This window comes from Nocardioides jiangsuensis (assembly GCF_019679455.1).
In the GTDB taxonomy this organism is placed as follows: Bacteria; Actinomycetota; Actinomycetes; order Propionibacteriales; family Nocardioidaceae; genus Nocardioides_C; species Nocardioides_C jiangsuensis.
Genome location: NZ_JAIEZQ010000001.1, coordinates 589,680 through 615,156, shown reverse-complemented (window position 1 = coordinate 615,156; position 25,477 = coordinate 589,680). Strand labels below are relative to the sequence as shown.

Here is a 25,477-nt window from a genome sequence, read left to right as displayed (position 1 = left end):
GCCGGGGTCGCCGTACGGCGGGTCAGCCGCGGCGGTTGCGGTACTCCGGCACCAGCTCGATCGCGAGCTGCTCGAGGAACAGGCCGACGTCGGTGACGATGCCGCGCGCCTGCGACGAGCCGCGGTCGGCGAGCTTCGTGACGGTCGCGGGGTTGATGTCCACGCACACCAGCGGGATCGACGCGGGCAGGATGTTGCCGGTCGCCACCGAGTGCAGCATGGTCGCCACCATCAGGCAGAAGCCGACGTCCTCGAGCTTCGCGCGCATCGCGCGCTGGCCCTCGATCACGTCGGTGTAGACGTCGGGCAGCGGGCCGTCGTCGCGGACGGAGCCGACGAGCACGAACTCCTTGTCCTGGGTGACCAGCGCGTGCATGATCCCGCCGGTCAGCACGCCCTGCTCCACGGAGTGCTTGATCGAGCCGCACTTGCGGATGGTGTTCAGCGCGCGGATGTGGTGCTCGTGGCCGTGCTCGACGCCGCGGCCCATCGCGAGGTCCACGCCGAGCGAGGTGCCGTACAGCGCGGACTCGATGTCGTGGGTGGCCAGCGCGTTGCCGGCGAAGAGGACGTCGACGAAGCCGGCGTTCACGAGGGCCACCATCGCCGGCGCCGCGCCGGTGTGGACCACACCCGGCCCGCCGACCCAGAGCACCTTCTTGCCCTGCGCCTTCGCCTCGCGCATGCCCTCGGCGACCTGGCGCACCAGCACCGCCTGCGGCTTCTCGCTCGACACGTCGGACTCCATGAAGCCGAACGACCCGCCCCCGCTCTCCTGGAGCGGGATGGTCACCTTGATGCCGTCCGCGCCGCAGACGACCTTCATCCCGGCCTTCACGTCGGCCATCGGCAGCGTGTAGATCCGGACCTTCTCGCCGGAGTCGTCGACGATCAGCCCGCAGTCCATCTCCGGGTTGTCGACCTTCACCCACTTGCCGGCGAGGCGGACCTTCGTCTCCAGGTTGGTGGTGGAGTAGAAGTTGTCCGGGAACACCCCGTCCATCTCCGCGAGGGACACGTGGGACTCGCCGGGCTCGACCTGGTTCACGCCGCGGGTCTGCAGCCGCATCAGCAGCCGCTGCAGCGCGTCGTCGTCCTCGGCGGACACGGTGATCACCGCGTGCGAGGTGTCGTGGGCGTCGTGGCCGACGTCGAACCGGTCGATGACGTAGTCACCCTCGTACTCCCGGATGTCGTCGAGCACCCGCGACAGGATGCCGGTGTCCATCAGATGACCGGTGATCTCGACGGTCTCGCTCGAGTGCACTCTCCAGGCTCCTTCGTTCGGGGTCTGGGGCGATCCTTACACAACCGCCCCGTCGTCGCCCGACCCGTCCCCGGGACGCGACGAGGGCATCGTCGCGACCAGGTACCCGAAGCCGCCCACGAAGCCCGCGACGAGCAGGAAGACCAGCCACCCCGGGGGCCGGTACTGGAAGAACGCGAAGAGCAGCATCACCACGGGCGCGCCGAGCAGGCCGAACCAGGCGAGCCGGCGGCGCGGCTCCAGCGGGGGGAGCGGCGGCGGCTCCGGCGGGACGAAGTGGCCCTCGTCCTGCCAGGTCGCCCGGGTGGTCAGCGGGTCGTTCCACCCCGGCTCGAGGACCGGACGGCGCGGCGGCGCGGCGGGCGGCTCGGCGGGCGCCTCGTCGTGGGTGTCCGACGGCCCGGGCTCGGGCTGCGCGGGCGGGTCGAAGAGCGCGGAGGGCTCCACCGACGGTACGTCGCCGTAGTGCGCGACGATCTCGCGCCAGGCGGCGTCCTCGTCGAGCTTGCGGGGATCCCCGTCGCCCGTGCCGGACGGCCCGCCCTCGGCGGGGTCCTGCGGGTCTTCGGGGTCGTGGCTCATGGTCCCGTCACTCGTCGTACGAACTCGACCGACTCCTCGAAGATCGCAGGAGCGTCGTTGTCGAGCGTAGCCACGTGGTAGCTGTTTTCCAGAACCCGCTCGGTCACGTCCCGCGACGACACGGTGCTGGCGATGATCCGGGCCGACGACGGGTCGACCACGTGGTCCTCGGCGGACCGGAAGTGCACGATCGGAGAGGTCACCTTCGGCAGGTCCGCGCGCACCGACTTCCAGCCGGAGAGCATCGACGCGAGCGCCTTCAGCGGCATCCGGTCGTAGCCGTGCTCGTCCTGGCCGGGCTTCTTGATGTCGTTGACGATCCCCGGCATCGAGGGCACGAGCCGCTTGAGCACCGGGAGCGCCAGCAGCTGTTTGTTGCTGCTGGCCACGGCCGCGTTGACGAGCATCACGCCCGCGACCGCGGTGCCCTTCTCGGCGGCGAGCCGGAGGACCAGTCCACCGCCCATCGACAGGCCGCCGACGACGACCTGGTCGCAGTTGGCGCGCAGCTTCTCGAAGGCCCGCTCCAGCTCGCCGTACCAGTCGGCCCAGCCCGTGGTGTTCATCTCCTGCCACGTGGTGCCGTGCCCGGGCAGCCGGGGCACGGCGACCGCGAAGCCCTGGTCGGCGAGGTGACGGCCCCACGGCACCATCGACGCCGGCGAGCCGGTGAACCCGTGGCTGAGCAGCACCCCGACCCGCTGCCCGCCGACCTCGTCGGGCCTCCCGTCGGCGTGGAAGGGCTCGGCGTGGGGGTCGAGGGTCACGGTCTCTCCCGGGGGTCGGCAGGGTGTTGAATGTTCTCGTACGGACAGGCCACCGAGAAGTCGAGTGCATCGTCGCACGCAGGTTCATTCGCGGCTAGGGTTTGCGACAACGGGACGAAGGGGTGACGGGTGTTCTACTGGCTACTCAAGTGGGTCTTTCTAGGGCCCCTGCTGCGGATGGTGTTCCGTCCGCGCACCGAGGGCGCCGAGCACGTCCCCGAGGAGGGGCCGGCGATCCTCGCGAGCAACCACCTGTCCTACGCCGACTGGCTGTTCATGCCGCTCACGCTGACCCGCCGGGTGACCTTCGTGGCGAAGGCGGAGTACTTCAACGGCAAGGGCCTCAAGGGCTGGCTGCAGAAGTCGTTCTTCTCCGGCGCCGGCCAGGTCCCCATCGACCGGTCCAGCGGCGGCGCCGCCGAGGGCGCGCTGCTCTCGGCGAAGAAGGTCCTCGGCCGCGGTGAGCTCTTCGGGATCTACCCGGAGGGCACCCGCTCCCACGACGGCAAGCTCTACCGCGGCAAGACCGGGGTGGCGCGCCTGGCCCTGGAGACCAAGGTGCCGGTGATCCCGGTCGCCGTGCTCGGCACCGACGTGGTCGCCCCGCCCGGCAAGAAGTTCGGCGCGTTCACCCGGCCGCTGGTGCGCTTCGGGAAGCCGCTGGACTTCTCCCGCTACGAGGGCATGGAGAACGACCGCTACGTGCTGCGCTCGATCACCGACGAGATCATGTACGAGATCATGCAGCTCTCCGGCCAGGAGTACGTCGACATCTACGCCGCCAAGGCCAAGGCCAGAGCCAAGGACAAGGAGGCCGCGAAGCGGTCCGGCGGCGACACCGAGCCGAAGAACCCCCAGGACCCCGCGCTCAAAGCATCCTGATCGTCGATGACCAGACCCGGCGCGGGCAGGCCAGCCGCGGATCCGGCCACCGAGGCCGTCGAGACCACGATGTACCGCGCGCTCGCGGTGCTCCGGCTGGTGGTGCTGGCGAACGCGATCGGGCTGAACCTCTACCGCTGGGACAACATCGACCATCCCACCGCGGCGGTCGTCGTGCTCCTGGTGATGTCCGCGTGGACGGTCTTCACGGTCTGGGCCTACGACGAGCCGCGCCGCCGGGGCTGGCCGCTGCTGGTCGCTGACCTCGCGGTCACCGTGGCCGCGATCGGCGTCTCGCCCCTGGTCAAGGGCCCGGAGATGCAGGCCACCATCCCCGGCTTCTGGGTGATGGGCGTGGTGCTGGCCTGGGGGATCCGCGCGCACTGGGTCGGTGGGCTGGTCGCGGCCGCTGCGGTCTCGCTGGCCGACCTCGCGGTCCGCACCGACCTCGACCAGAACAACTACGGCAACATCTTCCTGCTGATGATCGGCGGGCCGATCCTCGGCTACGCCTCCGGGCTGCTCAAGGAGATGGCCGCCGCGCGGGACCGCGCCGAACGCGAGGCGGCGGCCGCGGCGGAGCGCGTCCGGCTGGCGCGGGTGGTCCACGACGGCGTCCTCCAGGTGCTCGCGCTGGTGCAGCGCCGTGGGCTCGAGCTCGGCGGGGAGGCCGCGGAGCTGGGCCGGCTGGCGGGGGAGCAGGAGGTGGCGCTGCGCGCGTTCGTGCAAGGGGAGGCCCCGGTCGCGGGCGCCACGTCGAACGGCCGGCGCGGAGCGGCCGCGGGCAGCGTGCTCGTCGACCTGGCGGCGTCGCTGGCGCGGCTCGGTTCGCGCACGGTCACCGTGTCCGTGCCAGGGGCCGCCGTGCTCGTCCCGGAGCGGGTCGCGCAGGAGGTGGTGTGCGTCGTACGCGCGTGCCTGGACAACGTCGTACGCCACGTCGGGGACCACGCGGCGGCGTGGGTGCTGCTGGAGGACCTCGGGTCGTCGCTGGTGGTGTCGGTGCGTGACGAGGGGGACGGGATCGAGCCGGGACGCCTGGAGGAGGCCGCGCACGAGGGGCGGCTGGGCGTGGCCGAGTCGGTCCGCGGCCGGGTCGCCGACCTCGGGGGTACGGCGGCGCTGGTGACCGCGCCCGGTCAGGGCACGGAGTGGGAGTTCACGCTCCCGCGCTGACCGGCTCCTCGACGCGGGCGGACGGGGCCTCCGCGGTGATCTCGGCGGCGGGCTCCGCGGACACCTCGGTCGGCGGGACCTCGGCCGGCGCGGTGTCGAGCAGCCGCGCGGGCGAGGGGATCCGGATCGTGAACGTGCTGCCCTCGCCGAGCGCGGAGCGGACGTCGATGCTGCCGTGGTGCCGGTCCACGATCCGCTTGACGATGGTCAGCCCGAGACCGGTGCCGGGCACCGCGACCGCCTCGGGGTTGCTCGACCGGTAGAACTCGGTGAACAGGAACTCCTGGTCCTCCTCGGAGATCCCGAGCCCCTCGTCGCGGCAGGTGAACGTGACGTGGTCGGCGTGCGCCGCGAGCGTGACCTGCACGGTGCGGCCCGAGGGCGTGAACTTGATCGCGTTGCTGACGATGTTGGTGACCAGCCGCTCGAGCTCGCCGCGGTCGCCCCAGGCGAGGACCGGGGTGCCGGGGTGGTCCAGCCGCAGGGCGACGCCGCGCCGCTCGGTCTGGATGCGCAGCATCTCGACGGTGTCGTCGAGCAGCGGCACCAGGTCCACCTCGACGGGGATCAGCGGCCGGGTCGGGTCGCCCACCTTGGACAGCAGCAGCAGGTCCTCGACCATCATCTCCAGGCGCGCGGCGTTGCGGCTGATCGCGCCGAGCGAGCGGGCCGCGCTGGTCTCCGCGAGCACCGGCTGGATCAGCTCGAGATGCCCCATCACCGAGGTCAGCGGGTTCTTCAGCTCGTGGGAGATGGTCGCGATCAGGTCGGTCTTGTAGCGGTCGAGGTTCTGCAGCTCCTCGACGAGCTGGCGCTCGCGCTCGAAGAGCCGGGCGTGCAGCACCGCCCGGCCGAGGTCGCGGCCGATGGCGAGCACGGCGGCGATCTCCTCGTCGCTCCACGCCGGAGCCTTCGCGGTGCGGGTCAGCGCCAGGTAGCCCAGGCACTCACGGCCCGCGCCCATCGGCACGCAGAGCAGCGACCGCGCGTTGATCCGGCCGATGAACTCCAGCAGCAGCGCGGACTCCTCCGCCGACACCAGGTCGGCCGGCGGGGTGGCGGTGGAGCTGAGCACGACGGCGCGCTGCTGGTCCCAGCAGGCGGTCGCGATGCGGCCGGCGAGGTCGAGGACCTGCCCGGGCGCGTCCAGCGAGATCTGCGGCGGGTGGACGGCGCCGTACCCGCCGGCGGTGCGGCTGTCGGGGGCGAACGCGCGGATCCACATGCCGTGGGTGCGCAGGCCCTGCACGATCGGCGCGACGCAGTCCTCGATCAGCCGGGCCAGGTTCAGGTCGCGGCCGGCGGTGTGCAGGATCGTGCGGGTGGCCTCGGCGAGCCGGACCTGCTCCACGAGGCGGGCGCGCTGCATGGCGTTGTTGATCGCGATGCCGGCCTGCGCGGCGTACATCTCGAGGACCTCGCGCTGCATCCGGCCGGGCCGGCGGCCGTCGTGGGGGAGGTCGACCGAGAGCAGACCGGACAGCTCGCCGGTGGCGGTGAACAGCGGGGCGAACAGCGCGTCGAGCGGGTGCCAGGCGTCGGGGACGTCGAGCGGGGTCAGGTCCGGCACCCAGCCGAGGCCGTCCATGCCTTCTTCCAGACGCTCGTGCGGCACGAACCGCAGGTCGCCCCACTCGTCGGCGAGCGCGAACTCGCGCTCCAGGGCCTCGACCGGGACTCGGTCGCCCAGCAGCGTCTCGCGGGCGTGGTCGTCGCCGGCCACCGCGACCACCTCGAGCGTGTTGTCGCTGCGCAGCTGTCGGATGCAGGCGACCTGGAACCCGACCACGTCGGCGACGCCTTCCGCGACGGTCTGCAGCACTTCCTGGAGGTCGTGACCCGCGTTTACCTTGCTCATCAGCTGATGCATCCGCCGGAGCGTGGCGATGGCCCGCGAGTCCTTGACTGGCACCATGTGAGTCTCCCCGCTCTGTAGGTGCATGAATGTGTAACTGCAGGAACGTGCAATGTTCAACCGTGAGGGACGGTATCGGACAAGAGATTGCGGTATGTGCTTTTCGTCCGTTTCTAGGGTTCGTGTCTAGAACACCCTGGGGTCAGCCCCTGGGGTGGGCCCCGGGTATAGCGTCGCGGACGTGACCATCCACTCCTCGCACCCGTTCGCCGACCCCGAGCACGAGCGCGACGCGGTACGGCGGCTGCGGGGCCGTCTCGGCGGCACGGTCACCCTGTGGACCGCTGGTGCCGGACCCGCGCGCGCCGGGCTCACCGTCGCCTCGCTGATGGTCGCGAACGGCGAGCCGGCCCACGTGCTCGCGCTGGTCGACCCCGACTCCGACCTCGCCGCGACGGTGGAGGACACCGGCGCCTGCGTGGTCTCGGTCCTCGAGTGGCCGCACCGCGACCTCGCCGAGGCCTTCGCCGGCCTCGCGCCGGCGCCCGGCGGCGTCTTCACGCTGGGCAGCTGGACCGACACCGACTGGGGCCCGCGGCTCGAGGGGGCGTCGGCCTGGGCCGGCCTGCGGCAGGCCGGCGAGCCGTGCGAGGTGGGCTGGTCGCTGCTGCTCGACATGACCGTCGAGCACGTCGAGCTCGGCGAGGAGTCCGCGCCGCTGGTGCACCGGCGCGGCCGGTACGTGCGCCCGTAGCGCGTACTTGTGCGCACGGACGAGGAACTAGTCGCTCGAATCCTGCACGTCGCGGTAGTACCGGAGGGTGGCGATTGCTCGTTCGTGCTCGACAGGGTCGGGCCACAAGTGCAGCTGGTGATTCTTGTGCAGCCAGTCGTACAGGAGACCGACGGCGCTGATCAGGGCGAGCATGATGGCGAAGCCGACCGAGACGAGGGTGGGATCGTTGGGATCAACCATCTGAGCCGCCCTACATCAACGACCAATACAAGGTCGGGTGGACTCCCCATGTTGGCAGCGCGCAGCGTCCTTCGCCAGCCTGCGTCGGGATCAGCGCACGCGACGGACGTTCCCGTCACCGATCGCGCTGAACGTCGTCGCCAGAACCCCCACGTGGGTGCGAGCGAGCGTTGCATACGATTCCTTCGCTTGCACGGTGCCCTGCGAAAGTCTTGACGATTGGTCGGCTTCGCCACCACCCTCGAGCACGCATCCGCTGACAGGAGGACGCCGTGTCCGGCACCCCGGAACGCTACGCACCCGCGCGGGCGCGAGACCTCGTCGGCTACGTGGTGGCCACGGTGGCCCTTGTGCTCGGGGACATGGTGCTGTTCGACGTCGGATGGTGGTTCTGGGCGGGAGCGGTCTGCGCGGTGGCCGGTCGCGAGGTCACGAAGTGGCGGATGCGGCGGCTTGCCCAGGAGTACGAGTCCGAGCCGGCAGGCGGTGGCGGCTGACTCAGCCGCCTGCCCTGCCGAGCGCCATGAGCGCACCCATCTCCTCGGCGGTACCCAGCGCGATCAGCACCGCGCCGGCCGGCACCACCGTGCTCGCTGCCGGGTTAGGCACGAGCGGGTGCCCTGCCGCGGACCGGAGCGCCAGGACGAGCGCGCCGGCGTGCCCACGCAGACCGAGGTCGGCCAGGGCGCGGCCCTCGAGCGCGGAGCCGGCCTCCACCGGGATCTGCTGGATGCGGAAGTCCAGGCTCTCCTCGTGCATCACCACGTCGAGAAACTCCGCGACGTCGGGCTGCAGCGCGAACACCGCGAGTCGGCGCCCACCGATCCGCTCCGGGTTCACCGCGTGGGTGGCGCCGGCCATGATCATCTTCTCGGCAGACGCGGTGGTGCGGGCGCGGGCGACGATCACCAGGTCGCTGCGCAGGGCGCGCGCGGACAGCGTCACGTAGACGGTGTCGGCATCGGTCTCCAGCGCGGCCAGCAGGGCCCGCGCGTGCTCGATGCCGGCCCTGCGCAGCACCGCGTCATCGGTCACGTTGCCCACGAGGTAGAGCCCGTCGGTCATCCCGGTCACGACCGCGGGGTCGATGTCCACCACCACGACGTCGAGCCCACTGGCGAGGAACTGCTCCTGGGCGGCCCTGCCCACCCTGCCGTACCCACACACGATGACGTGGCCGCGAAGTGCCTCGATGCGCTTGTCCATGCGTCGCCTCTCCAGGTTTTCACGCAGGTGGCCCTCGGTGAGCGCCTCGAAGATCACGCTGAGGTTGTAGAGCACGACGCCGACGCCGACCACGATCAGCAGGATGGTGAACACCTGGCCGACGGGGCTCAGTGGCCGGACCTCGCGGAAGCCGACGGTGGCGACCGTGGTCACGGTCTGGTACAGCGCCTCGAGGAAGGTGAACCCGAGGGCGAGATAGCCGACCGTTCCCAGCACGGTCACCGCGACCAGCCCGGTCAACGCCACGGCGATGCGGCGAATCGCTCCCTGGTTCACGACAAGATCCTAGGTCCGTGCGGCCGTGACGAGCTGCTGGATCGGGTCAGGCCGTGGCCCGCCGACCGGCTCGTTCAGGCGTCGAGGTCGAGGATCGTCGCCTCGACGTCGTCGAGCGCGACCCGGATCGCGCCGGTGACCACGGCGTGGTCCTCCAGGGCCGAGGCGACGATGCGCGGCGGCGACTGCGTCAGCGCAGGCACCCGCTGCTCCAGGCCGGGGACGATCAGGTCGCCGGCGCCGGCGACGCCGCCGCTGATCACGACGAGCTCGGGGTTCAGGAACGTCCCGAAGATCGCCACCACCCTGGCGATCCGGTCGAGCACCCCGCCCACGATCTCGACGGCGGCGGGGTCGCCCGAGCGTGCCGCCTCGAAGACCTCCTCGACCGGCACCTCCGCCCCTGCGGCCTGCTCGGTCAGCTCGGCGATGGCGTCGGTGTTGCCCACTCCTTCGACGAGGCTGAGGAAGGTGAGCTCACCGGCCCTGCCCGCGCTGCCCCTGATCAGCCTGCCGTCCATGAAGAGGGCGGAGCCGAGCCGGTAGCCGGCCAGCAGCTCGATGACGTTGTCGCACCCCTGCGCCACGCCGCGCCAGCGCTCACCGATGACCGCGAGGTTGGCGTCGTTCTCGACGTGGGTGGCCCACCCGCAGGTCGACAGCGCTTCACGCAGGTCGTGCCTGGCCAACCCCGGCAGGTAGGCCTGGCTGGCCATCACGTGGCCGTCGCTGCCGACGGGGGCGGGGACGCCCATGGTCACCGCGCGCACCGCGGACGGCTCGACGCCGGCCTCGTCGAGCACCTGCTGCGCGGTCCGCCGTACGCCGTCGAGGCGGGTGCCGGCGCGCACCCGCTCGTGCCGGAAGGTCGTCGTCCGCTCCGCCACCGCATCGCCGCGCAGGTCGGCCAGCCGGGCCGTGACCTTCTTCGCCCCGAGGTCGATGCCGAGGACGAAGCCGGCTCTCGCGTTGAAGAGGTACTGCCGGGGGCGGCGGCCGGGCTGGGACCCGGTGTCGGGCACGCGCACCTCGATCTCGGTGATCAGCCCGCGACGCAACAGCTCGCCGCACACGGCGTGCACCGTCGGCCGTGAGAGGCGGGTCGACCCCATGAGGTCGGTCCCCGTCAGCGGCGCCGTACTCGAGCGCATCGCGTCGAGCACCGCCGCCGCGTTCATCCTTCGCAGGAGCGGGGTGGTTCCGATGTCATGTGCCATGCCCACCTCTTGACTGTCTCCGGATCACAATGGCATGGTACATAAAGCACTTTAATCAACCTCCTTAATCAATCTCGGAGCACACACATGACGATGAGACGTTCCTCGGCGTTGGCGGCCGCCCTCGGGCTCCCGCTCCTGCTGGCGGCCTGCGGCACGGGCGGCAGCGGGGCACAGAGCTCGACGGAGGAGCTCCCCGCAGGGCAGAAGGTCGAGGGTGAGATCACCTTCTGGCACGCCTACAGCGAGGGCGGCCCCGAGGTGACGACCCTCGAGGAGGAGGTCATCCCCGCCTTCGAGAAGGCGCACCCCGGCACCGAGGTCAAGCCGGTGACGGTGCAGTACGACCAGCTGCACCAGAAGCTGGTGACCGCTGCAGCGGGGGAGAGCCTGCCCGACGTGGTCCGCAGCGACATCATCTGGGTCCCGGAGCTGGCCGACCTCGGCGTCCTCGTCCCGCTCGACCAGGCGATGCCCGACTTCGAGAAGCTCGCGGAGCAGACCTACGACGGTCCGTTGGCGACCAACAAGTGGCAGGACAGCTACTACGGGCTGCCGCTCACCACGAACACGAAGGTGATGCTCTACAACGAGCAGGCACTCGACGAGGCCGGTGTCGGCGTCCCGGAGACCTTCGACGACCTGCGCGCGTCGGCGCCCAAGGTCGCCGAGACCGGGAACTACCTCCTCGCGGAGGCCGACGCGGCCGGATGGCAGGTCCTTCCCTACATCTGGTCCAACGGAGGCGACATCACCGACGAGGACATCACGACCTCGGACGGCTACCTCAACGGCCCGAAGTCCGTCGAGGCGGTCGAGCTCCTGGTCGACCTCTACGAGCAGCAGGCGTTGCCGAAGCTGATCCTCGGTGGCGGCGGAGGGACGAACACCTTCGAGGGCCTGGCCAACGGCATGTACGCCACGATCGTCGACGGCCCCTGGGCGTTCCCGATCATCGAGGGCCAGTTCAAGGACTTCGAGATGAAGACCGCACCCATGCCGCACGGGGACGGTGAGAGCACCAGCGTCGTCGGTGGCGAGAACCTGGTGATCACCCAGGCCTCCGAGAACAAGCAGCTCGCCGCCGAGTTCACCCGGTACATGCTGAGCGAGGAGGCCCAGCTCGCCATGGCCGAGGCCGGGCAGATCTCGGTGCTCGAGTCCCTGTCCGACAAGATGGTCGAGATCGAGCCGTCGTACGAGGAGTACATGAACCAGCTCCAGACCGCTCGCCCCCGCCCGCCCACACCCGCGTGGACGAAGATCGACGAGATCATCCGCAAGCAGGTCCAGCTCGCGGTGCGCGGTGACATGACGGCGCAGGAGGCGATGGACGAGGCCGTGGCGCAGATCGACCCCTTGCTCGAGAGGGGCTGAACACATGGCGGCCACGGCCACCACGACAGGTCCGGCGTCGCCCGAGGTGGCGGCGCCGGCCCCCGCGCCACGAGACAGCCGCAAGCGGCGGCGCGAGTCGCTGACCGCGTACGTGTTCCTGCTGCCAGGCTTCGCGCTCTTCTGCCTCATCGTCGCCTACCCGTTGGCGCGGTCCTTCCAGATCAGCCTCTACGACTGGGCGGTCGTCCCGACCCAGGCGAGCCGATTCATCGGCCTGGAGAACTACGCCCGCGGGCTCGCTGACGAGCAGTTCTGGCTGAGCATGGCCAACGCCGGCGTCTACCTGCTCGTCACCGTGCCCGGCCAGCTCGTGATCGGCCTGGCCCTCGCCGTGCTGCTCGACGCGAAGATGCCCGCCCGCGGTCTCTTCCGGGTCCTCTTCTACGTCCCGGTGATCACCAGCTGGGTGGTCGTGGCCCTGGTCTTCAAGTACCTGTTCAACACCGACGCCGGGGTCGTGAACTGGCTGCTGGTCGACGTCCTGCACGTCGCCGACGCCAACATCGCCTGGCTCCAGTCGCGGTGGCCCGGCCTGATGGCCGTGAGCATCCTCGGTGTCTGGAAGGGAGTGGGCTGGGCGATGGTGATCTTCCTGGCCGCGCTCACCGGCGTCCGTGACGACCTCAAGGAGGCCGCGGCTCTGGACGGCGCCGGCGCGTGGGACCGGTTCGTCCACGTGTCCCTGCCCGCGATCCGCAAGACTCTGCTGTTCGTCACGGTCCTGCTCGTGATCGGCGGCTTCAACGTCTTCATCTCGGTCCTGCTGATGACCGGCGGTGGGCCGGCGGGCAGCACCGAGGTGCCGCTCACGTACATGTACCGGCAGGCCTTCGACTTCCTGGACTTCGGCTACGCGGCCGCCCTGTCCTTCCTGCTCGCGATCGTGATCATGCTCGTCTCCTACAGCCAGTTCCGGCTGTTCGGCGGGGACGAGAAGGAGGTCGACTGATGTCGGTCGGAAACCCCAGGCACCAGCGGCACGTCTCGCTGCGCATCCTCCTGGCGGGGCTCGCGGCGCTCATCATGATCCTGCCGTTCGTGATCATGCTGAGCACGTCCTTCAAGCCCCAGACGTTCGTGCTCGAGATGCCGCCCGAGCTCATCCCGTCGGAGCCGACGACGCGCAACTACCGCGAGGCGTGGTCGGGGAACAGCTTCGCGAAGTACTTCGCCAACTCGCTGTACGTCGCGCTCTCGACGACGTTCGTCGTGCTGCTGCTCTCCTCGATGATGGCCTACGCCTTCGCCCGCTTCGACTTCCTCGGCAAGCGCATCGTGTTCGTCGTGCTTCTGGCGGGCCTGATGATCCCCGGGATCATCACGATCGTCCCGGCGTTCGTGCTCGCCAAGAACCTCAACCTCCTGGACTCCCTGAACGGGCTGACCGTGTTCTACAGCGGCGGCATGGTCGCGTTCATGACCTTCCTGCTGCGAGGGTTCTTCGAGAAGATCCCGCTCGCGCTGGACGAGGCGATGACCATCGACGGAGCGGGCCCGGTACGCCGGTTCTTCCACCTTTACCTGCCGCTCTCGCGACCTGCCCTCGCGACGGCCGCGATCTTCACCTTCCTCGGGGCCTGGGACGAGTTCGTCTGGGCTCTGACGGTCATCAACGACCCCGAGAAGCGGACGCTGCCGGTGGCGATCGCCGCGCTCCAGGGGCAGCGAGCCACCGAGTGGGGGCTCGTCTTCGCCGCCTCGGCGATCGCGGTGATACCGGTGATCGTCGTCTACGTGTTCGCCCAACGACAGTTCATCGCCGGCGTGACCGCCGGCGCAGTGAAGGACTGAGATGCCCCAGCACCTGACCCACGACCCCGAGCACCCCTGGTGGCGCAGCGCCGTGGTCTACCAGATCTACCCGCGCAGCTTCGCCGACGGCAACGGCGACGGGATCGGTGACCTCGCCGGGATCTCCTCGCGCCTGGACTACCTGGCCGGCCTCGGCGTCGACGTCCTCTGGCTCTCGCCGGTGTACCCCTCGCCGCAGGACGACAACGGCTACGACATCAGCGACTACTGCGACATCGACCCGGTCTTCGGGACGCTCGAGGACTTCGACGCGCTGCTCGACGGGGTCCACGCGCGTGGCATGAAGCTCGTCATGGACCTCGTGGTCAACCACACCTCCGACGAGCACGCCTGGTTCCAGGAGTCGCGGAGCAGCACGGACAACCCGAAGCGGGACTGGTACTGGTGGCGCCCGGCCCGCGAGGGAATGACCCCGGGGACGCCGGGGGCCGAGCCGACCAACTGGGGGTCGTTCTTCTCGGGACCCGCCTGGGAGTACGACGAGGCGACGGGTGAGTACTTCCTGCACCTGTTCTCGCCCAAGCAGCCCGACCTGAACTGGGAGAACCCCGAGGTCCGTCACGCCGTCTACGCGATGATGCGCTGGTGGCTCGACCGGGGCGTCGACGGCTTCCGCATGGACGTCATCAACCTGATCTCCAAGGTGCTCCCGCTCCGCGACGGCCACGTCCACCCGGGACAGCGACACGGCGACGGCTTCGACCTCTACGCCGGCGGCCCGAGGATCCACGAGTTCCTGCAGGAGATGCACCGGGAGGTCTTCGCCGGCCGCGACGCCGAGCTGCTCACCGTCGGCGAGATGCCGGGCGTCACGGTCGAGGAGGCGCGGCTGTTCACCGACCCCGACCGGGCCGAGGTCGACATGGTGTTCCAGTTCGAGCACGTCAGCCTCGACCAGGGCGACAGCAAGTGGGACGTCCGCCCCCTCGACCTGCGGGACCTCAAGGCATCGCTCGGCCGGTGGCAGGCGGGCCTGCACGACGAGGGGTGGAACAGCCTCTACTGGAACAACCACGACCAGCCCCGGGTGGTCTCCCGCTTCGGCGACGACGGCGAGCACCGCGTGCGCAGCGCGAAGATGCTCGGCACCGTGCTGCACCTGCACCGCGGCACGCCGTACGTCTACCAGGGCGAGGAGCTCGGCATGGCGAACGCGCCGTTCGAGGACATCGACGACTTCCAGGACCTCGAGTCGGTCAACCACTACCACGACGCGGTCGCGGGTGGCGCCGACCCGGAGGCCGTGCTGCACGCACTGCGGACGATGGGCCGGGACAACGCGCGCACCCCGATGCAGTGGGACGACTCGCCCCACGCCGGCTTCACGACCGGCACCCCGTGGATGGGGGTGAACCCCGACTACAAGCAGGTCAACGCCGAGGCCGCCCTGGCTGACCCGGACTCCGTGCTGGCGCACTACCGCCGGCTGGTCGGGCTGCGCCACACCGAGCCGGTCGTGGCCCACGGCGACTTCACGATGCTGCTCCCGGACGACCCCGACGTCTACGCGTTCACGCGCCGCCTCGACGGCGTCGAGCTGCTCGTGCTCGGCAACTTCACCGGCCGCGAGGTCGTCGCCACGGTCCCCGAGGCGGCGGAGTGGGCCGCGGCCGAGCTGGTCCTGGGCAACGTCGAGCCCGCCGAGGCGTCCGGCTCGGATGCGGGGATCACCCTCGCCCCCTGGGAGGCACGGGTCCTCAGACGGAGCCGCTGAGCGTCGTACCCGGGACGGCCGTCAACCGTGGCGCGCGTAGGTGCCGACCAGCCGGCCCTGCGCGGTCGCGGCCGCCTCGACCGCGCGCAGCGCCTGGTCGAGCCGGGCGCCGTCACGCAGCCCGGTCCGCTCCGAGAGCGCATAGACCGTGAACCGGTAGTGGTGCGTGCCGCTGGGCGGGCACGGGCCGAAGTACGAGGCGTGTCCCGCGGAGTTCCTCGCCTGTACGGCGCCAGGGGGCACCTGGTCCGCGTCCAGCCCCGCGGTCTCGACCGGCAGGTCCAGCACCACCCAGTGCACGAACGTCCTCCGCGGGGCGTCCGGGTCGTCGACGACCAGGGCCAGGGCCGCCGCCCCCGCCGGCACGCCGTGCCAGTCCAGCGGCGGGGACTGGCCGTCGCCGTCACAGGTGAAACGTGCCGGGATGGGGTGGCCCTCCCGGAACGCCGGGCTGCTCACGGTCATCACGTCGGGGGCATGCACCACGGTCTCCTCCCTGGTCGAGGACCCCTCGCATGCGGTCGCGGCGGTCACCAGCACGAGCAGCCACAGAGCCGGCATGCGGGAAGGCACCTCTCCAGCGTCCGCCGGAAGCGCCGTGCGCGCCAGGGGTTCTCGTCCGCGTCGGCCATGGATCGGGGAGCTCACGTCCTGCCATCCTGAGGGGGAGAGGTGGGTGCGGTGTCGGTCGAGATCGACCTTCTGGACGGCTTCGCCGTCCGCGTCGACGGGATGCGCGTCCAGGATGCGGCGTGGGCGCGGCGGGATGCCGCGGCCGTCGTGAAGGTGCTCGCCCTGACGGAGGGACGGCGGCTGCACCGTGAGCAGCTGATCGAGCGGTTGTGGCCGGGACTGGACGTGGACGCGGCGAGTCCACGGCTGCACAAGGCCGCCCACTACGCCCGCCGGGCGATGGACCGGCGCGACGCCGTCGCGCTCCGGGACGAGATGGTCTCCCTGCTCCCGGGGGTCACGGTGGACATCGACGCGGCCGGGTTCGAGCGTGACGCGCGCGCGGCGTTGGACGCCGGTGGAGTGACCCCTGCGGAGGAGGTGCTGGACCGCTACGGTGCGACGTTGCTTCCGGCGGACCTGTACGCCGAGTGGGCCGCGGACAGCCGGGAGCGGCTGGCCGAGCTCCGGGAGGCGCTGCTGCGCCAGGCTCGGCGGTGGCGGGACATCCTCGACGAGGACCCGCTCGACGAGGAGGCTCACGTCGGCCTCATGCGCGAGCGTGCCCGCGCCGGCGACACCCGTGCCGCGTTGCGGCAGTACGAGCGCCTGGACCGCACCCTCCTCCGTGAGCTCGGCGTGGCCCCGGGACCCGAGGCGTCGGCGTTGCGGGAGCAGCTGATCCGGGGACTCGAGGACGCCGGTGCGATCAGTGCGGCCGATCTCGGCCGCCTGGAGCAGGAGATCCGGTTCTGCCGCACGCCGGACGGCATCACGCTGGCCTACGCGAGCTCCGGCGCCGGCCCGCCGCTGGTGAAGGCGGCCAACTGGCTCACTCATGTCGATCACGACTGGCACAGCCCGGTGTGGCGGCACTGGCTGACCGAGCTGTCCCGCCGTCACCGCCTCATCCGGTACGACGTGCGCGGAGGCGGCCTGTCCGACTGGGACATCCCTCCGCCGACGTTCGAGGACTTCGTCAGCGACCTGGAGACGGTGGTCGACCAGGCCGGTCTCGACCGGTTCCCGCTGCTGGGCATATCGCAGGGCGCCGCAGTGGCGGTCATGTACGCCGTGCGCCACCCGGAGCGCGTCAGTCGGCTGGTGCTCTACGGCGGCTACGCCCAGGGCACGGCCGTCCGGGCGCGCACCGAGGAGCAGCGGCGGAAGCACGAGCTCGAGATCGACCTGATGCGTCTGGGCTGGGGCAGGGACGAACCGACCTTCCGTCAGTTCTTCACCACACAGTTCATGCCCGGCGGGTCGAAAGAGCTCTGGGACGCCTTCAACGACCTGCAGCGCAGGACGAGCTCACCGGAGAACGCCGCGCGCGTGCTGGAGGTGAACGGCCAGGTGGACATCCTCGACGTCGCGCCACGGGTGAGGGCCCCCGCGCTGGTGCTGCACGCGCGCGACGATCGTCGACCGCCCCTGGAGCAGGGGCGCCTGCTGGCGTCGGTCATCCCGAACAGCCGCTTCGTCCTGCTCGAGAGCTCGAACCACATCCTGCTCGCCGACGAGCCGGCCTGGTCGGTCTTCCTCACCGAGGTGGAGGAGTTCCTGTCGGACTGAGCCTGCCCTCGAGCCTCGCCGTGGCGCCTCGCCGGAACCGCGCGCCCTGCGCGTGGTCGCCATCTTCCCCCGCTGCGCGGCGTGCGGCGGTTAGCCTTCGGCAGGAGCAGCGACGGAAGGACCGCGGGTGACCGACCCCAGGATCAAGGTGATGGTCGTCGACGACCACCCGATGTGGCGTGACGGCGTGGCCCGCGATCTCACCGAGGCGGGGCTCGACGTGGTCGCCAGCGCCGCGAACGGCACCGAGGCGCTGAACCGGGCGCCCGCGGCCCGCCCCGACGTGGTGGTCCTCGACCTGCAGATCCCGGCACCGAACGGCGTCGAGGTGACCGCCGCACTGGTCAAGGCGGACCCGGCGCTGCGGGTGCTGATCCTCTCCGCGTCCGGAGAGCAGGGTGACGTGCTCGACGCGGTCAAGGCGGGGGCGACCGGCTACCTGGTCAAGTCGGCCTCACGCGAGGAGCTGCTCGACGCGGTGCTGCGGGTGGCCCGCGGCGACACCGTGTTCACCCCGGGCCTGGCCGGCCTGGTGCTGGGGGAGTACCGCCGGCTCTCCGACGCCCCGGCCCCGAACGGTGCGGACACGCCCCGGCTCACCGACCGCGAGACCGAGGTGCTCCGGCTGGTCGCCAAGGGGCTCTCCTACAAGCAGGTGGCCGAGCGGCTGTTCCTGTCCCACCGCACCGTGCAGAACCACGTGCAGAACACCCTGCGCAAGCTCCAGCTGCACAACCGGGTGCAGCTCGTCCGCTACGCCATCGAGCAGGGCCTCGACGACGACTGACCCCCTCGGCGCGCCGGGATCCCGTTTGCGCCGATCTACCCGTGTGTGGCGGTGGCTGACCCTAGTCTTTACCCACACAATGCGGACCCGGAGGGGAACCATGCGCACCAAGGCCGGGCTGCTCGTCATGCTGCTCGCGATCGTCGTCCCCACCACCGTGCCGAGCGCGGCCGCCGAGCCGCGGCCGGCCGCTGCGGAGCGGCTCCTGGTCACCGCGGCACCCCGCGACACGGGCACCGGCACGGAGCGTCGCCAGGCCGCCGAGGACGCGCTGGCCGCGGCCCAGCGGCTCTTCGCGGACGACCGCGACCGAGCCCGCCGTACGCCGGGCGGACCGACGCCGTACGACAGCCCGGAGGCGGCGCCCGAGCCCACCGCCACGGAGGCACCCGAGGGCGACGCGACGATGGTGCTGCGCGACCTCGTCGCCACGCTGCCCGCGCTCGACCCGGCGGACCGCGCCACCGCCCGGTCGATCCTGGCCCGGCCCACCGACGGCAAGGCCGACGAGATGGGCAACGGCTACACCGTCCGCGCCGAGGTCACCTGCACCGAGCACCTCTGCGTGCACTGGGTCGCCAGCACCGCCGACGCGCCGTCGCTCGAGGACACGAACGGGGAGGCGGACGGGGACGGAGTCCCCGACCAGGTGGAGACCACCGCGGCGGTGTTCGAGGAGGCGTGGGCGAAGGTCGTCACCAGTGGCGGCTACCGGGCGCCGCTGGCGGACGGCGACTCCAGCACCCCCGGCCCCAACGGCCTGCTCGACGTCTACCTCGCCGACCTCGGCGGCAAGGAGCGGCCGACGTACGGCTACTGCACCACCGACGACCCCGAGCGCTGGCGGCGCTACGACGTGTCCGCCTACTGCGCGGTCGACGACGACTTCTCAGCGGAGCAGTACGGCGGCGCGCAGCCGGACGACAGCCTGCGGGCGACCGCCGCGCACGAGTTCTTCCACGCGGTGCAGTTCTCCTACGACTTCCTCGAGGACCTGTGGCTGATGGAGGGCACGGCCACCTGGGTCGAGGACGAGGTGTTCGACGACGTCGACGACAACCTGCAGTACCTCGCCGACAGCCCGCTCCGGTACCCGCTGGCGCCTCTGGACTACCCGGGCACCGACAGCGACGGCTTCGTCTACGGCAACTGGATCTTCTGGCGCTTCCTCAGCGAGTACCTCGGCGCCGGCGCAGCCTCCGACCCGACCGTGGTCCGGCAGGTCTGGCGCCGCCTCGACGCCCGGGCCGGCGCCCGCGACGAGTACTCGCTGCAGGCGGTGCGCGCCGTGCTCGCCGCGCGCGGGGTCGGCTTCGGCAGGGCGTTCGCGGCCTTCGGTGCCCGGAACCAGATCGCGCGCCGCTGGTACGACGAGGGCGCCCGCTACCCGGTGGCCCCGGTGCTGCGCACGTTCTGGCCGAGCCGTGACCGGCCGACGGTGCGGGCCCGGCAGATCGACCTGGACCACCTCTCCAACGCGCACGTCGGCTTCCGGCCGGCGAGCTCGCTGACCGGCACCTGGCGGCTGCGCCTGCTGCTCGACCTGCCCGCCCCCGGCCGCGGGGCCAAGGCCACGGTCGCGGTGCACCGGGTGGGCGGCGACGTCCGGCTGGTCCCGGTCCGCCTGGACCGGCGCGGGAACGGCGTGCTCACGGTGCCCTTCGACCGCCGGTCGGTCGCCCGCGTCAACCTGACCCTGTCCAACACCAGCAGCCGGATGTCGTGCGGCGGCGCGACGATCTGGTCCTGCCAGGGCGTCCCGCTCGACGACGACACCCGCTACGTCTTCGCCGCGAAGGCGGTCCGCTAGCCCGTCCTGCCCGGTCCGCCCGCGCCGTACGGCGGTGTTGCCTATCCTCGGGAGCGTGCCAGGAGCAGCCGACGGGGGAGCCGACGACGTGGCGGTGCGTGACCTGACCGCCGCGGCGGAGGAGCTGTACGCCCTGGGCCCCGACGCGTTCACCGCCCGCCGCAACGAGCTCGCCAAGGAGGCCAAGGGCGCCGGCGACAAGGACCTCGCGGCCCGGGTCGGGAAGCTGCCCAAGCCGAGCACCGCCGCCTGGGTGGTCAACATGCTGGTCCGGCACGACCCGGACCAGGTCGACCAGGTGCTCATGCTCGGCGCGGCGCTGCGCGAGGCGCAGGAGAACATGGCCGGCGAGGAGCTGCGCCAGCTCGGCCGGCAACGCCGCCAGCTGACCGCCGCGGTGACCACCCAGGCGAGGGTGCTCGCCGCCGACCTCGGCACCCGGGTCGGCGACGCGGTGGCCGACCAGGTCGAGGAGACGCTGCGTGCGGCCATGGTCGACGAGGGTGCGGCCGCCGCCGTGCGGACCGCCGCGCTGGTCCGCCCGCTGTCGGCCAGCGGGGTGGAGGGCGCCGAGATCACGGGGGCGGTGGCGCTGCCCGAGCTGCTGGGGGAGCACGCCGTCCGGTTCGCCAGCCTGGAGCGGCCCGCGCGCCGGGCGGCCGGCACCGCGGCGCCGGCCGAGGAGGAGCAGCCCGCGCGGGCCGAGCTCAGCGTGGTACCGGACGAGAACCGCGAGCTCGACGAGGCCGAGCAGCACCTGGCCGAGGCGGAGAGTGCCGCGGCCGGTGCGGACAAGAAGCTGGCCAAGGCCGAGCGCAGGGTGGCCAAGCTCGAGGCGCGGACCCTCCAGCTGCAGGCCGAGCTCGAGGAGCTGCGTCGCAAGGCCGCCGAGGTGGAGCACCGGATCGAGACCAACGACGAGGAGCTCGCCGACGCCGAGGAGCGCCGCGACGGGCGGCGGGAGATCGCCGACGACCTGCGCCGGGTGCTCGCGGAGGCCCGGGAGAAGCTGGACCGGCTCCGGTCCTGACGCGCGACGGCTAGCCCCAGCCCTTGGCCCGCTCCACGGCCTCCCGCCACCTGGTGTGCGCGGCGTCGGCCGCGGCCCGGTCGCCCTGCGGCTCGAAGCGGCGGTCGAGGTGCCAGGTCTGGCGCAGCTCCTCGGTGGACTCCCACACCCCGGTGCCGAGACCGGCGAGGAAGGCGGCGCCGAGCGCGGTGGTGTCCACGATCTCCGGCCGCTCGACCGGGACGCCGAGCTGGTCGGCCTGCAGCTGGCAGAGCAGGTTGTTCGCCGACGCACCGCCGTCGACCGCGAGCGAGGTGAGCGCCGGCATCGTCTCCACGACGTCGCGCACCTCGAACGCGATCGCCTCCAGCGTGGCCCGCACGAGGTGGGCGCGCGTCGTACCCCGGGTGATCCCGGCGATCAGCCCGCGCGCGTGCGGGTCCCAGTCGGGGGCGCCCATCCCGGTCAGCGCGGGCACGAAGACCACGCCGTGGCTGTCGGGGACGGTGCCGGCGATCGCCTCGGTCTCCGCGGCCGAGCCGATGATCTGCAGCCCGTCGCGCAGCCACTGCACCGCCGCGCCGGTCACGAAGATCGCGCCCTCCAGCGCGTACGTCGTCTCGCCGGACGGCGACCGCCAGGCCGCGGTGGACAGCAGCCCGGCGTCGGAGCGCACCACCGTGGACCCGGTGTTGGTAAGGATGAACGACCCGGTGCCGTAGGTGCACTTGGTGTCGCCCTCGTCGAAGCAGGTCTGCCCGAACAAGGCCGACTGCTGGTCACCCGCGATGCCCGCGATCGGCAGCTCGAGCCCGGCGAACGAGCGCGGGTCGGAGGTGGCGACCGGACCCCACGAGGGGACGACGTCGGGGAGCGCGTCGCGCGGCACCCCGAACAGCGAGCACAGCTCGTCGGACCAGTCCCCGGTCTCGAGGTCGAACAGCAGCGTGCGCGAGGCGTTCGAGACGTCGGTGACGTGCCAGGTGCCGCGGGTCATCCGGGCGACGAGGTAGGAGTCGACGGTGCCCACGGCGTACCGGCCGGACTCCACGAGGGCCCAGGTGTTCGGCTCCTCCTCGGCGAGCCAGCGCAGCTTGGTGGCGGAGAAGTACGGGTCGAGGCGCAGCCCGGTCAGCTCGGCGACCCGCGGCTCGTGCCCCTCCTCGCGGAGCCGGTTGCAGACGCCGGCGGTACGGCGGTCCTGCCACACGATCGCGCGGCGGGGGGACCCGAGCGTCTCGCGGTCCCACAGCAGCACGGTCTCGCGCTGGTTGGTGATGCCGATGCCGCGCAGCGCGGGACCGCCGGTCGCGTCGTACTGCCGGAGCGCGGCGCGGGTGGCCTCGAGGGTCGCCTGCCAGATCTCCTCGGGCGCGTGCTCCACCCAGCCGGGCCGGGGGAAGTGCTGGCCGAACTCCTGGTAGCCGCGCGCGGCGATGGTGCCCTCGGCGGTGACCACGAGCGCGGTGACACCGGTGGTGCCCGCGTCGATCGCAAGGACGCTCATGCGAGGTCGCCCGACGTGTCGCGGAGGATGGCGAGCACCCGGCGGTCCACCCAGGGCGCCTCGGAGTCCCCGTCGCCGACCCGCATCTCGTAGTTCTCGGTGCCGACCCAGGCGTGGAAGTCGCGGGCGCCGAGCGAGCGCGCGCGGTCGTCGAGCTCGGTCTTCAGCTCGGGGGTGAGCGCCACCTTCTCCTCGTCGGTCGAGGCGGTGAGGTAGAGGTCGTTGAGGTCGAGCAGCCGGCCCAGCTCGGTACACGGGTCGGCGTGGTCGTCGACGCGGAGGTCCACCGCGGCGTCGTCGTTGCCGCCGTACCCGGCGCCCTCGCGGACCACGAGCAGCGCCGCCGACTGCCGGCCGCGGCTGTCCCCTCCGGCGCGGTCGCCGGCGACGAGCGCCGCGAGCAGCCGCCGACCGAGGTCGGCCTCCTCGGCGGAGCCGTCCCAGGAGGTCTTCATCGCCTCGACCACCTCGGGGCCGGCGAGGATGTTGCCCTGGATCGCCACCCCGTCGCCGGTCACGCCCCCGGCCCAGTCGAGGCAGGAGCCGCCGGTGTGGCTGGCGGCGTTCCCGTCCAGGTCGACGATCCCGACCTGGCGGTGGTCGCGCCCGTCGTCCTCCTCCAGCAGCCGCTGCAGCGCCACCTCGGCGGTCGCCCCCTCGTCCAGGTGGGAGAGGGCCAGACCCTTGTAGGCGACGTTGGCCTCGGCCTGGGTGGCCACGGCCCCGACCCCGGCGACCGCGGCGGGGACGGCCGAGCCGACCGCGAGGAACTTGGAGGCCACGGCCACTCCCCAGGACTGTCCGTCGGCGGACCGGGCGACGATCGAGAAGGTCATGGCGCAGACCCTATCCACGCCCGCGCCGGGATCCAGCCCGTGGAACGATCCAATCAACCCGTTGCGTGCCCGCCGCTCGTCGCTAGGCTCGGACTCACCATCCTTCGAAGGAGTGAACTCATGCGCGTGGGAGTGCTGACCGGCGGCGGGGACTGCCCCGGACTGAACGCAGTGATCCGGGCCGTCGTCCGTCGCGGCATCAAGGAGTACGGCTACGAGTTCGTCGGCTTCCGCGACGGCTGGCGCGGCCCGCTCGAGAACATCACGGTCCCGCTCGGCGTGGACCAGGTGCGCGGCATCCTCCCGCGCGGCGGCACGATCCTGAAGTCCTCGCGCACCAACCCGTTCAAGATCGAGGGCGGGGTGGAGAAGATCAAGGAGAACCTCGCCGCGAACGGCATCGACGCGCTGATCGCGATCGGCGGCGAGGACACCCTCGGCGTCGCCACCAAGCTCGCCGACCTCGGTGTGAACGTGGTGGGCGTGCCGAAAACGATCGACAACGACCTCTCCGGCACCGACTTCACCTTCGGCTTCGACACCGCGGTGAACATCGCGATGGAGGCGATCGACCGGCTGCACACCACCGCCGAGTCGCACCACCGGGTGATGGTCGTGGAGGTGATGGGCCGCCACGCCGGCTGGATCGCGCTGCACTCCGGGATCGCCGGCGGCGCCAACGTCGTCCTGGTGCCTGAGAAGCCGTTCGACATCGACGCGGTCTGCAAGTACGTCGAGGCGCGGTTCGAGACCAACTACTCGCCGATCATCGTGGTCTCCGAGGGCGCGGTCCCGGTCGAGGGCGGCGACATGACCCTGCAGAGCGGCGAGCTCGACGCGTTCGGGCACGTCCGGCTCGGGGGCATCGGTGACCGGCTGGCCAAGGAGATCGAGGACCGTACCGGCAAGGAGGCCCGCGCGGTCGTGCTCGGCCACGTGCAGCGCGGCGGCACCCCCACCGCGTTCGACCGCTGGCTCGCCACCCGGTTCGGCCTCCAGGCGATCGCGGCGGTCCGCGACGGCGACTTCGGCACGATGATGGCGCTGCGCGGCACCGACATCGTCCGGGTCCCGCTCATCGAGGGCACCGGCGAGCTGAAGCTGGTCACCCCCGAGCTGTACGCCGAGGCCGAGGTCTTCTTCGGCTGACCCCCCTGCGACGGGGGCCCTTCCCGGCCCCCGTGGTGCCCGTCCCGGGACATCCCGGGACATCCCTCGCCGAGCGCGGCGGGCCGGTCCCCACGGGTCTTCACCACGCTCCCCGGGTGTGTGATCGTGAGATGAGGCACACCTGCGGGAGGTTGCCGTGCACTTCGCGCTCGACCAGACCTGGCACCAGCGGCTGACGGTCGCAGCAGCGGCCGCGCTGACGCTGGCCGTCGTCGCGGGCCCGGAGATCGCGACCGGGATCGGGGCGCTGCCCCGGGCGACCCCGCACGACGACCCGCGCGCGGAGCTGACCGACCTCGGGCGCCGTGCGCTCGACGGGCTGCCCTTCGCCTACCAGCTCGACCGGGACGTGGTGGTCCCCGCGGAGACCGACCCGACGGTGAGCTGGCTGACCCCGGTCCCGCGCGAGCGGATCGAGGGGTTCGCCATCCCGCTCGGCGTGCGCGGGCTGGCGCCGTACGGCTATCTGGGGTCCTCGGACCTGACGCCCGGCTGGGCACGCGAGATCGACCAGGACGACCGGGTGCTCTCCGACGTCGGCCCGCTCAGCTTCGCCTGCACCCGGTGGCCGGGGGAGGACGAGTGCTCGGCGGCGCTGCTGATCGAGCACGGCGAGGACTACTTCTACCTGCGCTCGGGGCTCGGGTCCGAGACCTTCCTGGACGAGGGGGCGCCGATGGAGGTCTTCGTCTTCGACGCCCTCGACGGTCCGCACCGGGCCCAGCTCGTGCTCGGCGGCCTCGACGGCACCCTGACCGAGAGGGTGGTGCTGACCATGGAGACCGGCGCCGAGGTGGTGGCGTGGACCTCGAGCGACGTCGCGGTGGCCGACGAGACGATCTGGTGGGCGCTGGTCCCGCGGCCGGTGCTGACCGCGACCGCCTACGGACCCGACGGGGCGGTGCTCGACGAGCAGCAGGTCGGCTGAGCGGTCCGGCGGCGGGGCATCCGGGGCGCGGGCCTGT

At 71.7% G+C, this 25,477-nt stretch carries 24 protein-coding genes; 14 read left to right on the top strand and 10 right to left on the bottom strand.

Translation table 11 applies throughout. The features are described 5' to 3' along the window. Positions 1-22: 22 nt before the first annotated feature. Genes K1X13_RS02920 through K1X13_RS02910 form a run of 3 tightly spaced genes read right to left on the bottom strand, consistent with a single transcriptional unit; the run spans position 23 to position 2,616 of the window. A complete protein-coding gene (locus K1X13_RS02920) occupies positions 23-1,267 on the bottom strand; it encodes an ornithine cyclodeaminase, nickel-pincer nucleotide-dependent (RefSeq protein ID WP_221023528.1) in 1,245 nt (414 codons plus the stop codon). Between the two features lie 36 nt (positions 1,268-1,303). Further along, entirely contained in the window at positions 1,304-1,849 is a 546-nt protein-coding gene (locus K1X13_RS02915) for a hypothetical protein (RefSeq protein ID WP_221023527.1), read from the bottom strand. Further along, complete coding sequence (locus K1X13_RS02910; protein ID WP_308249357.1) at positions 1,846-2,616, bottom strand: alpha/beta hydrolase; 771 nt, start codon at positions 2,614-2,616, stop codon at positions 1,846-1,848. The genes K1X13_RS02915 and K1X13_RS02910 overlap by 4 nt, the downstream gene beginning before the upstream one ends. Before the next feature lie 129 nt (positions 2,617-2,745). Here K1X13_RS02910 and K1X13_RS02905 point away from each other — a divergent pair, with 129 nt between their 5' ends. Then, a complete protein-coding gene (locus K1X13_RS02905) occupies positions 2,746-3,498 on the top strand; it encodes a lysophospholipid acyltransferase family protein (RefSeq protein ID WP_308249356.1) in 753 nt (250 codons plus the stop codon). Positions 3,499-3,504: 6 nt separating this feature from the next. After that, the gene (macS, locus tag K1X13_RS02900; RefSeq protein WP_221023526.1) at positions 3,505-4,674 is read left to right on the top strand and encodes a MacS family sensor histidine kinase; all 1,170 of its coding nucleotides are present in this window, start codon (positions 3,505-3,507) and stop codon (positions 4,672-4,674) included. Here macS and K1X13_RS02895 read toward each other — a convergent pair. Beyond that, the gene (locus K1X13_RS02895; protein ID WP_221023525.1) at positions 4,658-6,532 is read right to left on the bottom strand and encodes a GAF domain-containing sensor histidine kinase; all 1,875 of its coding nucleotides are present in this window, start codon (positions 6,530-6,532) and stop codon (positions 4,658-4,660) included. The two genes, macS and K1X13_RS02895, sit on opposite strands and share 17 nt — an antisense overlap. Positions 6,533-6,770: 238 nt before the next feature. Here K1X13_RS02895 and K1X13_RS02890 point away from each other — a divergent pair, with 238 nt between their 5' ends. Then, a complete protein-coding gene (locus tag K1X13_RS02890) occupies positions 6,771-7,283 on the top strand; it encodes a flavin reductase family protein (RefSeq protein WP_221023524.1) in 513 nt (170 codons plus the stop codon). A 27-nt stretch (positions 7,284-7,310) separates the two neighbouring features. On the opposite strand, the gene K1X13_RS02885 is transcribed toward K1X13_RS02890, so the two are convergent. Beyond that, positions 7,311-7,505 carry a hypothetical protein gene (locus K1X13_RS02885; protein WP_221023523.1) on the bottom strand — a complete coding sequence of 65 codons (195 nt, stop codon included), beginning with the start codon at positions 7,503-7,505 and terminating at the stop codon, positions 7,311-7,313. Positions 7,506-7,777: 272 nt separating this feature from the next. On the opposite strand from K1X13_RS02885, the gene K1X13_RS02880 reads away from it, so the two are divergent. After that, positions 7,778-8,002: a hypothetical protein gene (locus K1X13_RS02880; RefSeq protein ID WP_221023522.1), complete on the top strand. Its 225-nt coding sequence runs from the start codon at positions 7,778-7,780 to the stop codon at positions 8,000-8,002. A 1-nt stretch (position 8,003) separates the two neighbouring features. Here K1X13_RS02880 and K1X13_RS02875 read toward each other — a convergent pair whose 3' ends face one another. Together K1X13_RS02875 and K1X13_RS02870 are read right to left on the bottom strand one after the other, a co-directional pair. Further along, positions 8,004-9,008, bottom strand: a complete 1,005-nt coding sequence (locus K1X13_RS02875) for a potassium channel family protein (RefSeq protein ID WP_221023521.1) — start codon at positions 9,006-9,008, stop codon at positions 8,004-8,006. Between the two features lie 74 nt (positions 9,009-9,082). After that, on the bottom strand, positions 9,083-10,225 hold the full coding sequence (locus K1X13_RS02870; RefSeq protein WP_221023520.1) for an ROK family protein: 1,143 nt from the start codon (positions 10,223-10,225) through the stop codon (positions 9,083-9,085). 87 nt (positions 10,226-10,312) lie between these two features. On the opposite strand from K1X13_RS02870, the gene K1X13_RS02865 reads away from it, so the two are divergent. From K1X13_RS02865 to K1X13_RS02850, 4 genes are read left to right on the top strand one after another with little or no spacing between them, the layout of a single operon-like run. Beyond that, complete coding sequence (locus K1X13_RS02865; RefSeq protein ID WP_221023519.1) at positions 10,313-11,602, top strand: extracellular solute-binding protein; 1,290 nt, start codon at positions 10,313-10,315, stop codon at positions 11,600-11,602. Positions 11,603-11,606: 4 nt separating this feature from the next. Continuing rightward, positions 11,607-12,572, top strand: a complete 966-nt coding sequence (locus K1X13_RS02860; protein WP_221023518.1) for a carbohydrate ABC transporter permease — start codon at positions 11,607-11,609, stop codon at positions 12,570-12,572. After that, positions 12,572-13,414, top strand: coding sequence for a carbohydrate ABC transporter permease (locus tag K1X13_RS02855; RefSeq protein ID WP_221023517.1), 843 nt, complete (start codon positions 12,572-12,574; stop codon positions 13,412-13,414). Before K1X13_RS02860 ends, K1X13_RS02855 begins: the two co-directional genes overlap by 1 nt. A gap of 1 nt (position 13,415) precedes the next feature. Then, positions 13,416-15,149 carry a glycoside hydrolase family 13 protein gene (locus K1X13_RS02850; protein WP_221023516.1) on the top strand — a complete coding sequence of 578 codons (1,734 nt, stop codon included), beginning with the start codon at positions 13,416-13,418 and terminating at the stop codon, positions 15,147-15,149. A 21-nt stretch (positions 15,150-15,170) separates the two neighbouring features. On the opposite strand, the gene K1X13_RS02845 is transcribed toward K1X13_RS02850, so the two are convergent. Further along, a complete protein-coding gene (locus K1X13_RS02845) occupies positions 15,171-15,710 on the bottom strand; it encodes a YbhB/YbcL family Raf kinase inhibitor-like protein (protein WP_221023515.1) in 540 nt (179 codons plus the stop codon). Between the two features lie 120 nt (positions 15,711-15,830). Between K1X13_RS02845 and K1X13_RS02840 the strand changes: the two genes are divergently transcribed. The 4 genes from K1X13_RS02840 (at position 15,831) to K1X13_RS02825 (ending at position 21,020) form a co-directional block, all read left to right on the top strand. Beyond that, positions 15,831-17,393: a bifunctional AfsR/SARP family transcriptional regulator/alpha/beta hydrolase gene (locus K1X13_RS02840; RefSeq protein WP_221023514.1), complete on the top strand. Its 1,563-nt coding sequence runs from the start codon at positions 15,831-15,833 to the stop codon at positions 17,391-17,393. 151 nt (positions 17,394-17,544) lie between these two features. Then, complete coding sequence (locus K1X13_RS02835; RefSeq protein ID WP_221024531.1) at positions 17,545-18,180, top strand: response regulator; 636 nt, start codon at positions 17,545-17,547, stop codon at positions 18,178-18,180. A gap of 100 nt (positions 18,181-18,280) precedes the next feature. Continuing rightward, entirely contained in the window at positions 18,281-19,990 is a 1,710-nt protein-coding gene (locus K1X13_RS02830; RefSeq protein WP_221023513.1) for an MXAN_6640 family putative metalloprotease, read from the top strand. 55 nt (positions 19,991-20,045) lie between these two features. After that, complete coding sequence (locus tag K1X13_RS02825; protein ID WP_221023512.1) at positions 20,046-21,020, top strand: coiled-coil domain-containing protein; 975 nt, start codon at positions 20,046-20,048, stop codon at positions 21,018-21,020. A 10-nt stretch (positions 21,021-21,030) separates the two neighbouring features. On the opposite strand, the gene glpK is transcribed toward K1X13_RS02825, so the two are convergent. Both glpK and K1X13_RS02815 read right to left on the bottom strand, forming a co-directional pair. Continuing rightward, on the bottom strand, positions 21,031-22,506 hold the full coding sequence (gene glpK / locus K1X13_RS02820) for a glycerol kinase GlpK (RefSeq protein WP_221023511.1): 1,476 nt from the start codon (positions 22,504-22,506) through the stop codon (positions 21,031-21,033). Next, positions 22,503-23,342 (bottom strand): DUF1028 domain-containing protein, encoded by an 840-nt coding sequence (locus K1X13_RS02815; RefSeq protein WP_221023510.1) that lies wholly within the window; start codon positions 23,340-23,342, stop codon positions 22,503-22,505. The genes glpK and K1X13_RS02815 overlap by 4 nt, the downstream gene beginning before the upstream one ends. 120 nt (positions 23,343-23,462) lie before the next feature. Between K1X13_RS02815 and K1X13_RS02810 the strand changes: the two genes are divergently transcribed. Together K1X13_RS02810 and K1X13_RS02805 are read left to right on the top strand one after the other, a co-directional pair. After that, the gene (locus K1X13_RS02810) at positions 23,463-24,491 is read left to right on the top strand and encodes a 6-phosphofructokinase (RefSeq protein ID WP_221023509.1); all 1,029 of its coding nucleotides are present in this window, start codon (positions 23,463-23,465) and stop codon (positions 24,489-24,491) included. 157 nt (positions 24,492-24,648) lie between these two features. Further along, entirely contained in the window at positions 24,649-25,440 is a 792-nt protein-coding gene (locus K1X13_RS02805; RefSeq protein ID WP_221023508.1) for a hypothetical protein, read from the top strand. The last annotated feature ends 37 nt before the right edge of the window (positions 25,441-25,477 follow it).

Coding starts and splice junctions, on each gene's coding strand:
- K1X13_RS02915 (WP_221023527.1), bottom strand. CDS start 1,849: ATGAGCCACGACCCCGAAGACCCGCAGGACCCCGCCGAGGGCGGGCCG.
- macS (WP_221023526.1), top strand. CDS start 3,505: ATGACCAGACCCGGCGCGGGCAGGCCAGCCGCGGATCCGGCCACCGAG.
- K1X13_RS02895 (WP_221023525.1), bottom strand. CDS start 6,532: ATGAGCAAGGTAAACGCGGGTCACGACCTCCAGGAAGTGCTGCAGACC.
- K1X13_RS02885 (WP_221023523.1), bottom strand. CDS start 7,505: ATGGTTGATCCCAACGATCCCACCCTCGTCTCGGTCGGCTTCGCCATC.
- K1X13_RS02870 (WP_221023520.1), bottom strand. CDS start 10,225: ATGGCACATGACATCGGAACCACCCCGCTCCTGCGAAGGATGAACGCG.
- K1X13_RS02865 (WP_221023519.1), top strand. CDS start 10,313: ATGACGATGAGACGTTCCTCGGCGTTGGCGGCCGCCCTCGGGCTCCCG.
- K1X13_RS02860 (WP_221023518.1), top strand. CDS start 11,607: ATGGCGGCCACGGCCACCACGACAGGTCCGGCGTCGCCCGAGGTGGCG.
- K1X13_RS02855 (WP_221023517.1), top strand. CDS start 12,572: ATGTCGGTCGGAAACCCCAGGCACCAGCGGCACGTCTCGCTGCGCATC.
- K1X13_RS02850 (WP_221023516.1), top strand. CDS start 13,416: ATGCCCCAGCACCTGACCCACGACCCCGAGCACCCCTGGTGGCGCAGC.
- K1X13_RS02845 (WP_221023515.1), bottom strand. CDS start 15,710: ATGCCGGCTCTGTGGCTGCTCGTGCTGGTGACCGCCGCGACCGCATGC.
- K1X13_RS02835 (WP_221024531.1), top strand. CDS start 17,545: ATGGTCGTCGACGACCACCCGATGTGGCGTGACGGCGTGGCCCGCGAT.
- K1X13_RS02830 (WP_221023513.1), top strand. CDS start 18,281: ATGCGCACCAAGGCCGGGCTGCTCGTCATGCTGCTCGCGATCGTCGTC.
- glpK (WP_221023511.1), bottom strand. CDS start 22,506: ATGAGCGTCCTTGCGATCGACGCGGGCACCACCGGTGTCACCGCGCTC.
- K1X13_RS02815 (WP_221023510.1), bottom strand. CDS start 23,342: ATGACCTTCTCGATCGTCGCCCGGTCCGCCGACGGACAGTCCTGGGGA.
- K1X13_RS02810 (WP_221023509.1), top strand. CDS start 23,463: ATGCGCGTGGGAGTGCTGACCGGCGGCGGGGACTGCCCCGGACTGAAC.